Source organism: Blautia sp. 2227st1_G12_2227SCRN_220401, from assembly GCF_039062885.1.
Taxonomy (GTDB): Bacteria; Bacillota; Clostridia; order Lachnospirales; family Lachnospiraceae; genus Blautia_A; species Blautia_A fusiformis.
This window is the reverse complement of record NZ_JBCLNI010000051.1, coordinates 1-10,929: the sequence shown is the minus strand read 5'-3', so window position 1 is coordinate 10,929 and position 10,929 is coordinate 1. Positions and strand designations below refer to the sequence as shown.

The following is a 10,929-nucleotide window of genomic DNA, read 5'->3' as shown; positions in this document are numbered from 1 at the left end:
CTGTTTTATCCCCAATTAGGTGTAAAACTCTGCTCGATGGCGGGCGGCGGCGTACAAAAAATCTATATGGTGTTTTTAAGAGAACCGTCCCGGCGGGACAGGTCAGGCAGTGACCTGTTCCACCTCCGGGATGGGTTTGAGATTAAAATGAATTTCGATAGAAATGTGTCTTGTTTTATCTTCGTCAATGCGCTCATGCACGACGATTTCTTTGATTAAGCGGTTGAGGGTGGCTGCGTCCAACTCTGTGATGTTGGCATATTCCTGAATGGCTTCCACCCATTGTTTTGCGTCATTGGCAAGCTGGACTTCATCGGACAGCCGCTTTCTGCCCTCGGACACTTTTGTTTTAAGTTCCGTCTGCTCGGTCTGTGTCTTTTCCAGCATGGTGTTGAAGTTCTGCTCACTGATACGCCCTGCAATCATATCTTCATAAAGCCGCATTACCATTTTGTCCAGAACCTCAATCCGTTCCTCGTCCCTTGTAAGGGAGCGTTCCATTGCTTCCCGCTGTTCCCGCTGCTCGGCTTCACAGGTATTGGTCAGGCGGTCAGCAACCGCTTTCCCGTCCATCAGGGCAGCTCTGGCACATTCCCGGATTTTCCGCAGCACATGACTGTAAAGGGTGTCATAATCAATCCGGTGCTGGGTGCAGTGGTTCTTTCCAAAGGCATTGTAGGTCTTGCAGGAGTAAATCTGCTGGGGATGTTTTGCGTTTGTGTAGCGTACCGTCAGAGACTTCCCACACTCGCCGCATTTTATCAGTCCGGCAAACAGGCTGATTTCATTGGTCTGCCCCGGACGCTGGCGGGATTTCAGCTTGTTCTGCACAATGTCAAAGCTCATGCGGTCAATCAGCGGTTCATGCTGTCCTTCCACTACAATCCAGTCCTCCGGCTTCTTTTCCCCAATCGTGCCGATTTTGAAACGGTAGTCCTTTTTCTGGGAAGCAATCGCCCCAGTGTAAACGGGATTCATCAAAAGGTCTTTGATAACGGAAAAGTCCCACATATACCGCCCGTTTTCCGGGTCTTTCTTTTCCCATTTGGTGCGGGTATTGCGAAGCCCCCGTTCCCGGTTCCACCATGTGGGGCAGGGGATTTTTTCTTCCTCCAGCCGTCTGCGGATATAGTTCGGACCATGACCGTTCAGGGCATATCCGAAAATCAGCCGCACAATCGGGGCGGTTTCCTCGTCAATGAGCAGATGGTTTTTGTCCTCTGGGTCTTTCCGATATCCAAACGGGGCAAGACACCCGGTAAACTGTCCTTTCTGCGCTTTCAGAAGATAAGAGGAATGGACTTTCTTGGAAATATCCTTGCTGTACATCTCGTTCAGGATATTCTTGAACGGGGCAATATCGTTGTTATCACGCAGGGTGTCGATACCGTCATTCATGGCGATATAGCGGACACCGTTCCTTGGGAAAAAGTCCTCAATCAAATGCCCGGTTTGCAGATAGTTACGCCCCAGTCGGCTGAGGTCTTTCGTGATGACAAGGTTGATTTGCCTGCGCTCAATGGCTCTCAACATTCTCTGTAAATCAGGACGCTCCATATTAAGACCTGTGAAGCCATCGTCCTGATAGACTGCCACAACCTCCCATCCCTGCTTTTCGCAGTATTTTTCCAGCATATCACGCTGGTTTGCGATACTGGCACTTTCGCCTTGCAGGTCATCGTCCTTTGACAGCCTGCAATAGACCGCCGCACGATAGCCCCCGGCAAGTGCTGAACCGATTGTTCTGTATTCCATTTCGTTCATCATAGCCATTTACCCACACAATCCAGACGGTATCTGGCTCTGTTGAACCTCATCTTCATTATACTTCAAATCTTTCTTTTTAGCAAGATATTCTTTTGTATTTGTTTTGCCGTATTTCTGGGAAATCAGGCTGACGAACACATCGGTGGCGTCCAGTTCCCCGTCAAATACGGTTGTCACTTCAATCTTGGTCTTATTTTTCGCCATAGGCAGTTATCCTCCATACATGAAAATAGCCAGACAGAGAACGGTCGGCAACGAAGTCCGGCAACGGGCTTCAAAAGACCTTGCAAACAATCTCAATCTGGCGTTGATTACTATTTATACTTTTCTTTTATTTTTCTGTTGTTTTGGTTGTCAGAGAGGGAAAAAGCCCGGAAATAAGGGATTTTCCCCGGCAACCGGCTCGGCAACGGGATAGCAACGAAGTCGGCAACGGGCTGTCATTTTCAGAATGGAAGCTCCATCTGCTCTGTGACCTCCACAAAACCGTCCATAGATTTTTCGGGCGGGTTGTCGGTGTCCGTTGCCGGGATTTCACGCTCCCAGCCCTTTTGTCTGCCGTATTCCGCAAACATCCTCGGATTGGAAAAGTAGTTCCACCCGGTAATGCACTGGTTCATTATCTCGTTGATTTCCCGGATTTCCCATTGCTTCGGCTCATCAAAGGTGTGGTTTAAGGCTTCCTTGTAGAGCTGCTTGGAGCAGACCGTTTCCCCGGTGTACTTATCAAGGTAAGCCTGTATCATCCCGGCTTTGGTGTCCTCCGGCATAAAATCCCGCTGGTGTTCTTTGAGATACCGCTGCATGGCGGGGCTGAAAGCCAGCTTGAACCTGCCGCTTCGGTAAATCTCCATCGCTTCCGCCCACATCTGCTCGATATAGGCTCTGGAAGCAGCTTCGTCCTCCAAAATGTGAACCTCGGCTTGCTCCGGGTACACCATGACCGGGATAAAGCGGCGGTTGCCGGAACGGTCAAGGGGCAGGAAGTCAAGGGCATTGGAAGTGCCGCCAAACACGCACTGACGGGGGCGGTCTGCCGGGTGGGTTTCATAAGGTATCTTGTAAACCTCTTTCTGCCGGCTTAAAAACGACTTGATTTCCTCAATGCTCTTGGCGTTGGCGGTTGCCATCATTTCCGACATTTCGATCATCCAGTGACCTTGCAGCTTGCGGTACACATTGTCATCGTCCAGCTTCCGCAAATCATCGGAGAACCACTCGTCCCGGACTGCCAGCAGACGGAAGAATGTGGACTTGCCAGCCCCCTGACCGCCTACCAGACAGAGCATGATTTCAAACTTGCATCCCGGCTGAAAGGCTCGTGTGATAGCGCCCAGCAGGAACAGCTTCAACGCTTCATAGGTGTAATCGTCTGCGTCAGCCCCCAGAAAGTGCCGCAGACAGAAACGGATTCGCTCTGTCCCGTCCCACACAAGGGTATTGAGATAGTCCCGGATGGGATGGTACTTGTTTTCATTCGCCACAATCCCGATGGCGTTATCAATCTTTTTCTCATTGGTAAGCCCGTAGGTTTCTTCCAGATAGAGAAGCAGATACTTCATGTCCGTATCGTTCAGGGCGGTGCTTTCTCTGTGGAAGCCGATGGGCTTTATGATGTCCTTTCGGTCAGTTAGGATGTTGTATGCGATAGCCCCGGAAAGCAGCGGGTCACGCTGGAATACGGTCAGGCAGTTCCGTATGCTCTGACGGACACCGCCTTTCTCGGTAGTTTCCAGCCCCGCCTTGATTTCCTCAACGCTCTGGGGTGGCTGCATGGCGTTCATGGTGTTTTTTAGTTCTTGCTGCGTCTGCGGCTGCAAGCTCTGCCATTCGTTGTTCAAGCTGTATCACATCCTTTCCGTAGTCCGTAATCAAAGCCGCTTTTTCCTCCGTCTCCCCGAACAGCAGCACATCCAGCAGATATTCCACTTGATCTTGCTTCTGTAAGGCTTCTATAAACCGGGGATGAAAGGCTTCCTCCGGGGAGTGCGGGGCATATTCCTTTCTCCATGCCCGGAGCAGGTGGCGATAGTCGGCAAGAATACGGAAGCAGCGGTTTTTTGCTTCCTGAAACTGTTCCTCCGGGGATTTCTGCCGGGGCTTGGGCTTTTTCGCCTTTCCCGGCGGCTTCCAGTCCTCATAGGAAAGCCCGAAGTCCTGTGCCAGTTGTACGGCGGCTTCTTTCTTTCCCAGCCCATACAGGGCGGCGGCAAAATCAATCACATCTCCATCCGCACCGCAGCCGAAGCAGTGGTAACGCCGATCCAGCTTCATGCTTGGGGTTTTATCGTGATGGAACGGGCAGCAAGCCATCCCGTTCCGACCTACATGGATTCCATAATGCTCCGCAGCCTGTCTTGTTGTGACGGACTGCTTCACAGCTTCAAATACATTCAAATCTATCCCTCCTTGAAAAAAAGAAAAGCACCTGACATTCTCTGATTGAAAATGGCAAGTGCCTGTTAAAGTTCCATATCCTGTTGTTTGTGTTTTGTCTGTTCTTGGGCGGTTCTTTGTGCTTTTTTCTCGTCAGTCTTATCCTGCAAGATTTCTTTGATAGGCTGTTTCTTGGGCGGCTCTTTACTTTCCTCTGTGCCGGGTGTGGCTTTCCGTACCCAGTAGCGGATGTCCCGCAGCTTCTTCAAATCCTCCTGTACCTCGGTCAGCGGTACTTTCAGCTCTGCGATTTCGCTAAGAAGCATTTCCTGCTCCTCTTGCAGCTCCTTTTGGGTACTGTCCTTATCGTCCGGGTGCTTGGCAAGATAGGCGGCGGCTTTCGCATACCGGGCAACCTCCGGGTGTTCCTGTTTGAAATTCTCCTTTGTTTTCTTGAAAAATATCTTCTGGTACTTCTCATAGACAGGCTTACATTCCTTGCAGTCTGTCCGGCTGGCAAGAATCCCGTCAATCACTTTGCTGCGGGCTTCCTTTGGCTTCATCTGATTGCGGTAATCTGCGGCTGATTTCCCGGAAGATTCCAGAAAGGCTTCCAAGTCCTCCACAGTGGAAAGCCCCTTTTGCCGGAGATAGGACAGGGCTTCGCTGACTGCCTTTAAGTCCTGTGAAGTCCCCCGGTTCTGTCCAGCCCTCGTCCAGTCCTTCCGTTCTTCCTTTCGTATCTCCATGTACTTCATCAGCAGATTGGGAAGAAGTGTCGCTTCCTCCGCCGCCTTTTGTGCAAGCAGCTCTTTCCGTTTTTCTCCCAGCTCGGTAATCCAGCCTTTGAGGTTTTGGATAAGCTGCCGGATGGACTTCATCAGACTGTTGGCGGCTCTGATTTCCCGGTTCAGGTTTCCGATATTCGTCTGGATACCACGCTTTTCCATCTGCCGGACAGCAGCCCCCTCATGGACAGTGGGGACAATATCAAGCCCCTGTCTGGCATAGGAACGCAAGTCCACACGCTCCGGACGGTCATTGGCTTCCAGATAGCGGTTCTGGATGACCTCCCATTCATGCCGCCAGATTTCGCAATACTTCTGGTCGTTCCAATCCACCGTATCCTCCTTGTGGCTTTTCCATCTGCCGGACGGAAGTTTTATCCGTTCCCCGTTTTCGTCAAGGTCATAAACCTTGCGGCTCTTGGGAAGCCATTTTCCATGTTCGTCCATTGCCCTCATAGTGAGCATGACATGGGCGTGGGGATTGTGTCCCGGCGGATGGGGGTCATGGATTGCAAAATCAGCAATCATGCCTTTGGAAACAAACTGCTGCTCACAAAACTCCCGGACAAGGACAGCATACTGGTCGGGTGGTATCTCTCTGGGGATGGTAAGCACCCACCGCCTTGCAAGCTGGGAATTCCATTGCTTCTCCACCGCTTCGGCGGCGTTCCATAAGGTATTGCGGTCTGCATACGACCGTGGGGCATTTGCCGGAAGCAAGATTTCATTGTGGACGATACCACGCTTTTCCGGGTAGTGCTTCATTTCCTGATCGTATCCACAGAACAGCTTTTCGCCGCTCTGGTAGGCAGCGGCGGCAACCGCAGACTGCTGTTGGCTTCGCTGCACAATCGAGATTTCGTTGTGTGGACAGGGCATTTCGTGTCCCTCCTTTCGGTAGTTGGTGGATGGGGTGGCGTTTTACCACCTCATTTTGGGCAGAAAAAAAGCAGGAGACCTTTTTCAGATTTCCTGCTCGGTGTGCCGCTGTGAGGGCGGCGGATATTTAGTTGTAAAAGTTCGGGACAAGTTGACCCGATGGGTAGATGGTACACTTAAAAATTATGGTTCTCTTGTCATTAGCTCATTAGCATAATGATTAAGAGCTTCACAAGGTTCATATTTGCATTTATAACCAATACCGTCAATTATAATAAATGGATTGTATGCTATAATCTCCACTTGAGAACCATCTGCCAAAGACAGAGTGAAAATAACTGCTTGTCCGGCATATTCTGTATATGAGTTGTCCTTATTGTAAATAACTACCTCATTGAGATATGATACTAATTCCTCTGTTTCTACTATCTGAATTGTTGTATCAGGTGGCGATAACCGAACACTTGCCGAAGTAATATCTGCTGCCTCTAAATCTTTGAATGGTCTATGAGCAGAAAACAAAAGAAAGCTAATACCTATACCGATTAAACATATCAGTGCAATTAACAAAAACTTTTTATGCTTCATTTGATTCTCCTTTACACACTACTATGAAATTTCTTTTTCATCATCTCTTGGTGGTCGGACATAACATAACATTTCTTTTTCACAAGCTCCGAATGTTGAGAAATTTAATTTTGCTTCTTTTAGTGTTATTCCATGATTAGAGTCGCTTGATTCGTTATCAGAAGCAATGAACGGGTCATTCTCCCAAAAACAAACGGGACAGATATACCCACAATCTTCATTTGCCGGAACATTATAGGTAAAATATCCGCAGCAAGGACATTGGTATTTTTTCATATAAACCTCCCGTTTAAGCCTTGACCTCAAATTCCTGATTTATTTCTGACTTTATTATACTTCATCGATTATCGAAAAGATAGCATATTTTATGAAACTTGTCGGCTGGGAACAGCTTACAGCGCAAGGTGTCCCCAGATGGCAAGTCCACAAAAGGGTAGCTGGCGGCAGCCAGCGCAGGGGAAGCGTAGCGTCCCCTGTATGATTTGGAGCAGACCTTGACTGCGGAAAATCACAGCCCTCCGGCGAGGAGCCTTCGGAGAACGCAATGCACCAACCTTTGGGTGGTGTATAATTGCGCCCTTAGTAAACTAAGGGGTTTCCGGCTTCTCCCGTTCCAGCAGTTTTTTCAATAGTTCCTGCGTATCCTGTCTGTGAAAAATGAGTTTCAACAACAGCATGACATCATCATCTGTCAGGCGTTCCGGCTCTTGCAGAAAACTTTCCAGCATACCGCCACGAGTGCAGAGCCGGTGCGTCCGTTCCTTTCGGGTAAGCTGCTTTAACTGGTGCTGCAATGCCTTTTCATCATTGATGGCTTTCCGCAGTTTCTTTTCGCTTTTCTCCAGCTCCCGGTTTAGCTTTTCCAGCTTTAAGGTATCAGGCAAGGGCAGCGTCCTCCTTTCCCGGTATCAGCACATAAATTCTGTTGGGTTCTCCAACGCCCTGACGCACCCGCATGATAAGTCCGGCGGTTTCCAGTTCATTCAGAGAACGCTTGACCGTCATGGGACTGCGGGACAGGACTGCGGCAATGGCTGTGACAGGGAAGCAGACAAACAGGATTCCGTTCTCGTCTTCCTGCCCTTTGGATAGCATAGCGTCCAGCATCCGGCAGTACATGACCTTTGCGGTGCTGCTGACTGGAAATCCTGTCAACGCTCTGGGAAATGGCATACAGGGCGGCAATGGTGTGTCTATCGTCATAAATTCAAAATTCATTCGGTGTGTTCCTCCTTTTTCTTTGCTCGTTTGGATAAATAACGGGGGCAGTCAATCACAACCGCCCGGAAGCTCTGCTTGCACCCATGCTGGCATTTCCGGCATAATTCGTTGTAAGTGACACGCCCCCGGTCATTGAGGTAAAAGGAAAGCTCATGCTTCCTCTTTTTGCTCATTCTCGGCATATTGCGCTTCCTCCCGTTTTCGTGTATGGTTTCGGGGCGATTTTCGGCAAAATTACAGCCATAGAGCCGCTTAAAATCTCCCGAAGTATCAGCGATAGGGTAGACTATCCCCCTATCAGATTGTCGTGTTTCGGTATCATTTCGGTGTCAGTTCGCCAGTTCCCCCCGGTGTCGTTCCTCCCCTGAATCTCACAGCGGCGTATCGCTCCCTTTGGTACGCTCGTTTCGGTCAGGGTTCCTCCACATCCCTGCCAAAAGTCATGGCACTACATCGCCGGGGAAGCATATCCCACACAGGCTGGTCATTCGATTGGAATAATCCATCGATGAACTACCTGTATCATAGAACATTTTTGTACCCTGTGCCGTATGTCCACAAAGTAGGAATTAGGGGTAAAAAGCGGAAATTTCCACGATTGCGGAAAGTGTGATATAATCCAATTAAGCGGCAGCAATGAAACCGTTGGAAAGGAGCGTGTGCCCATGAAAGGAGCAACAAGCATACAGGAACGCCTTTGGGAACTCCGCAAGGACAAAGGCTTAAATCTGGAAGAACTATCAAAACTAACGGGTATTTCTAAATCAGCCCTTGGCAGTTATGAAAAAGAAGATTATAAGGAAATCAATCATGGCAACCTTATCACGCTGGCAGACTTCTATGGGGTTTCCGTCGATTATCTGCTGTGCCGGACAGAGAACAGGGAGCAGATCAACACGCCACTGACGGAGCTGCATTTGAACGATGAAATGGTTGCACTTCTGAAAAGCGGTCGGATCAACAACCGTCTGCTCTGCGAACTTGCCACCCATAAGGACTTTATCAAGTTTCTTGCGGACATTGAGATTTATGTGGATGGGATTGCCACCATGCAGATTCAAAACCTCAACACCCTTGTCGATACTGTCCGACATGAAATCATAGAACGGTATCGCCCTGGCGAAGATGACCCACATTTGAAAGTGCTGCAAGCCGCCCATATCAGTGATGATGAATATTTCAGCCACATGGTTCTGGATGACCTAAACCTGATTATCCGGGATATTCGGGAAACCCATAAAAAGGATAGTGAGAGTGCGCCCCAGACCACTGTTGCCAATGAACTGAAAGAAAATCTGGAAGCGGTCGAAAATTTCAAGGGCAGCCGTTTGGAAAAACTGGCAGTGCTTTACTGCAAGCAGCTCGGTATCAACTATAAAAATCTGTCAGATGAAGAATTTCGCTGGCTTATTCGGATTCTCCAAAAATCAAAGAAAACGGGAACGCCTATCAACCAGAGGAAAAAACGGTAAAGGAAAACCGCTGTTGCATGGTTTGTTGGATTCCATGTAGCAGCGGTTTGTGCTGTGGTTATTACTTCATTCGTTTTCTTAATATTCGGCGATAATTTGTTTCTCCCTTTGGTGCGTCCTGTATAATTTCCAACACACCATCTTCAAGCATTTTATCAATGCGATTGGAAATCCATACATCACTAATTCCAAGTTGATATTTTCCTAAAACATTACCTATGACAATAGCCATTTTGAATTGCTCTGGCTGTTCCGCAATTTCACGAAGAATGAAACTATCATATATATCTTCTGAAACGCTTTGCAATTTACCATTTAACATTGCACGCAAAGGTGCATTTTCATTTTGAAGTTGATTCCATTTCATAGCACAAGCTGAAAGAAATACAGGATTAGCTTTCTCTTGTAGAGTTATATAGTTTCCCCATTCGCCAGGAGAGACCTCGCCCCATGCTATTTTGGATGTCATAGTATTTTCTTTTCCATATTCCCATGTAGGTAACTTAACCAAATAAATTGTTGTCTGGCAGTTTAAGGGTTGAAGTTGTTTCATAAGCCAATACATACCACAAAGCTCATCTGGATTATAGCTATACCAAATGCGAATTTCTTCCCCAGCTACATATCGTTCAATCACTGAGGTCAATGTAGTTTTAATTTTCTGTATTTTTTCTTCAACCTGATAATCTAAATCCTCTACAAAGCAGACAGACAGCATTTTCTTGAAAACATTTTTCCGCTGTTCGCCAATTCCATTATCAGAAATATCTCCCACACTAAGAGCCATATCAAAACAATAAACATCACAGCTCTTGCCTCCCAATGGAATAGCATTCTCCCAAGCAATGCGTTCTTGTTCCTGTGCTTGAAGCTGTGCTTTTTTCATTTCATCTGAAGATGGAACACTCCCGTCTTCATGCCTCATAAATATTGAAACAGCACTTCCTCTATACTTTCCCTTGCCGTAAGTTTGGGCAATTTTCAAACTTCCACAGGCACTTTCACCAAATACAATTTCAATCATCTTATATACCTCCGATTTAATTGCTCCCGTTATGAATAAATCATCTCATGCAAAACAATTTCTTCTGCCCGGTTATGAATGTTATTGCAACGCTGCACCCATTCCATTTGGTGGGTACGCTTCAATTCCTCGGTTACGCCCTCGGCAGTTTTCATCTGCTCCATGATGGTGTCTAACCGTTCCTGTGCCTGTTCGTTCAGGTCTGCAAGATATGTCCACAATTCCCCGGTCAGTATCAATGTATTCAATCTGGCTGGGTGGACTTCCCTTAAATATTCCCGGTGCATCCGTCCGTACTTTCCGATAGGGCGGTGTTCCTCCGGCAGTTTCAAGTCCGGGATGTAATAATCTCCGACAAGGATATAATCAATTCCGTTTTCCGTTATTCTTGGTTTCAATTCGCTCATGTTCCTTACCTCCTGTGGAAGCAGGCTCGTCTGGTACTAACTCAATCACATCGGTAATCTCACAATTCAGCGTTTCGCAGATACGGGCTAATGTATCCATGCTGATGTGCTTTCCCTCTTTGCTCATGTTGGCAATCATATTTGTTGTCATACCAGCGGCAAGCCTTAAATCCTCTTTTCTCATATCACGCTCTAACAGTGTGTGCCAGAGTGGCTTATAGCTGATGTGCATATTGTTTTCCTGCCTTTCTATCTATACCACCGGGGCGGCTGCCCCGGCAGGAACTTTTCTCTTATTATAGCACCAATCTTGTGAAATCACAATTTATTCTTGTAGCCTGCCGCTGATACCGTCTGGATTGTGCTTTTCCTTTCGTTTTTTGTTCCAACTAATTAGCCATGAACTG

Annotated in this window: 14 protein-coding genes; 1 reads left to right on the top strand and 13 read right to left on the bottom strand. The window is 47.8% G+C overall.

Translation table 11 applies throughout. From position 1 onward, the window contains the following. Positions 1 to 102: 102 nt before the first annotated feature. From ABCM67_RS15805 to ABCM67_RS15760, 10 genes are all read right to left on the bottom strand, one after another. The gene (locus ABCM67_RS15805; protein WP_008394601.1) at positions 103 to 1,773 is read right to left on the bottom strand and encodes a recombinase family protein; all 1,671 of its coding nucleotides are present in this window, start codon (positions 1,771 to 1,773) and stop codon (positions 103 to 105) included. Continuing rightward, complete coding sequence (locus tag ABCM67_RS15800; protein WP_002595176.1) at positions 1,774 to 1,971, bottom strand: hypothetical protein; 198 nt, start codon at positions 1,969 to 1,971, stop codon at positions 1,774 to 1,776. It lies immediately after the preceding gene. A gap of 242 nt (positions 1,972 to 2,213) precedes the next feature. Next, positions 2,214 to 3,551 carry a virulence-associated E family protein gene (locus tag ABCM67_RS15795; protein ID WP_147603486.1) on the bottom strand — a complete coding sequence of 446 codons (1,338 nt, stop codon included), beginning with the start codon at positions 3,549 to 3,551 and terminating at the stop codon, positions 2,214 to 2,216. After that, positions 3,520 to 4,164 carry a CHC2 zinc finger domain-containing protein gene (locus ABCM67_RS15790; RefSeq protein ID WP_147603401.1) on the bottom strand — a complete coding sequence of 215 codons (645 nt, stop codon included), beginning with the start codon at positions 4,162 to 4,164 and terminating at the stop codon, positions 3,520 to 3,522. Before ABCM67_RS15790 ends, ABCM67_RS15795 begins: the two co-directional genes overlap by 32 nt. 65 nt (positions 4,165 to 4,229) lie before the next feature. Next, positions 4,230 to 5,810, bottom strand: a complete 1,581-nt coding sequence (gene mobQ / locus ABCM67_RS15785) for a MobQ family relaxase (protein WP_147603402.1) — start codon at positions 5,808 to 5,810, stop codon at positions 4,230 to 4,232. Between the two features lie 183 nt (positions 5,811 to 5,993). Further along, positions 5,994 to 6,398, bottom strand: a complete 405-nt coding sequence (locus ABCM67_RS15780) for a hypothetical protein (protein ID WP_002594806.1) — start codon at positions 6,396 to 6,398, stop codon at positions 5,994 to 5,996. A 21-nt stretch (positions 6,399 to 6,419) separates the two neighbouring features. Further along, entirely contained in the window at positions 6,420 to 6,674 is a 255-nt protein-coding gene (locus tag ABCM67_RS15775; RefSeq protein ID WP_147603403.1) for a CPCC family cysteine-rich protein, read from the bottom strand. 311 nt (positions 6,675 to 6,985) lie between these two features. Then, entirely contained in the window at positions 6,986 to 7,282 is a 297-nt protein-coding gene (locus tag ABCM67_RS15770; RefSeq protein ID WP_004798081.1) for a DUF3847 domain-containing protein, read from the bottom strand. Next, positions 7,275 to 7,616, bottom strand: coding sequence for a DeoR family transcriptional regulator (locus ABCM67_RS15765; RefSeq protein WP_003020305.1), 342 nt, complete (start codon positions 7,614 to 7,616; stop codon positions 7,275 to 7,277). Before ABCM67_RS15765 ends, ABCM67_RS15770 begins: the two co-directional genes overlap by 8 nt. Then, positions 7,613 to 7,801, bottom strand: a complete 189-nt coding sequence (locus ABCM67_RS15760) for a hypothetical protein (protein WP_002304353.1) — start codon at positions 7,799 to 7,801, stop codon at positions 7,613 to 7,615. The genes ABCM67_RS15765 and ABCM67_RS15760 overlap by 4 nt, the downstream gene beginning before the upstream one ends. Before the next feature lie 483 nt (positions 7,802 to 8,284). On the opposite strand from ABCM67_RS15760, the gene ABCM67_RS15755 reads away from it, so the two are divergent. Next, on the top strand, positions 8,285 to 9,091 hold the full coding sequence (locus ABCM67_RS15755) for a helix-turn-helix transcriptional regulator (RefSeq protein WP_147603404.1): 807 nt from the start codon (positions 8,285 to 8,287) through the stop codon (positions 9,089 to 9,091). A gap of 61 nt (positions 9,092 to 9,152) precedes the next feature. On the opposite strand, the gene ABCM67_RS15750 is transcribed toward ABCM67_RS15755, so the two are convergent. Genes ABCM67_RS15750 through ABCM67_RS15740 form a run of 3 tightly spaced genes read right to left on the bottom strand, consistent with a single transcriptional unit; the run spans position 9,153 to position 10,754 of the window. Continuing rightward, positions 9,153 to 10,115 carry a DUF3658 domain-containing protein gene (locus ABCM67_RS15750; protein WP_005927687.1) on the bottom strand — a complete coding sequence of 321 codons (963 nt, stop codon included), beginning with the start codon at positions 10,113 to 10,115 and terminating at the stop codon, positions 9,153 to 9,155. Between the two features lie 29 nt (positions 10,116 to 10,144). Next, positions 10,145 to 10,522, bottom strand: a complete 378-nt coding sequence (locus ABCM67_RS15745; protein ID WP_005927690.1) for a TnpV protein — start codon at positions 10,520 to 10,522, stop codon at positions 10,145 to 10,147. Beyond that, positions 10,482 to 10,754 (bottom strand): helix-turn-helix domain-containing protein, encoded by a 273-nt coding sequence (locus ABCM67_RS15740; RefSeq protein WP_002593556.1) that lies wholly within the window; start codon positions 10,752 to 10,754, stop codon positions 10,482 to 10,484. The genes ABCM67_RS15745 and ABCM67_RS15740 overlap by 41 nt, the downstream gene beginning before the upstream one ends. Positions 10,755 to 10,929: the final 175 nt, after the last annotated feature.

Bases quoted from the DNA above. Each gene is read 5' to 3' on its own strand.
- ABCM67_RS15765 (WP_003020305.1), bottom strand. From the start codon at position 7,616: ATGAATTTTGAATTTATGACGATAGACACACCATTGCCGCCCTGTATG.
- ABCM67_RS15775 (WP_147603403.1), bottom strand. From the start codon at position 6,674: ATGAAAAAATACCAATGTCCTTGCTGCGGATATTTTACCTATAATGTT.
- ABCM67_RS15755 (WP_147603404.1), top strand. From the start codon at position 8,285: ATGAAAGGAGCAACAAGCATACAGGAACGCCTTTGGGAACTCCGCAAG.
- ABCM67_RS15780 (WP_002594806.1), bottom strand. From the start codon at position 6,398: ATGAAGCATAAAAAGTTTTTGTTAATTGCACTGATATGTTTAATCGGT.
- ABCM67_RS15740 (WP_002593556.1), bottom strand. From the start codon at position 10,754: ATGCACATCAGCTATAAGCCACTCTGGCACACACTGTTAGAGCGTGAT.
- ABCM67_RS15805 (WP_008394601.1), bottom strand. From the start codon at position 1,773: ATGGCTATGATGAACGAAATGGAATACAGAACAATCGGTTCAGCACTT.
- ABCM67_RS15800 (WP_002595176.1), bottom strand. From the start codon at position 1,971: ATGGCGAAAAATAAGACCAAGATTGAAGTGACAACCGTATTTGACGGG.
- ABCM67_RS15795 (WP_147603486.1), bottom strand. From the start codon at position 3,551: ATGAACGCCATGCAGCCACCCCAGAGCGTTGAGGAAATCAAGGCGGGG.
- ABCM67_RS15750 (WP_005927687.1), bottom strand. From the start codon at position 10,115: ATGATTGAAATTGTATTTGGTGAAAGTGCCTGTGGAAGTTTGAAAATT.
- ABCM67_RS15760 (WP_002304353.1), bottom strand. From the start codon at position 7,801: ATGCCGAGAATGAGCAAAAAGAGGAAGCATGAGCTTTCCTTTTACCTC.
- ABCM67_RS15745 (WP_005927690.1), bottom strand. From the start codon at position 10,522: ATGAGCGAATTGAAACCAAGAATAACGGAAAACGGAATTGATTATATC.
- mobQ (WP_147603402.1), bottom strand. From the start codon at position 5,810: ATGCCCTGTCCACACAACGAAATCTCGATTGTGCAGCGAAGCCAACAG.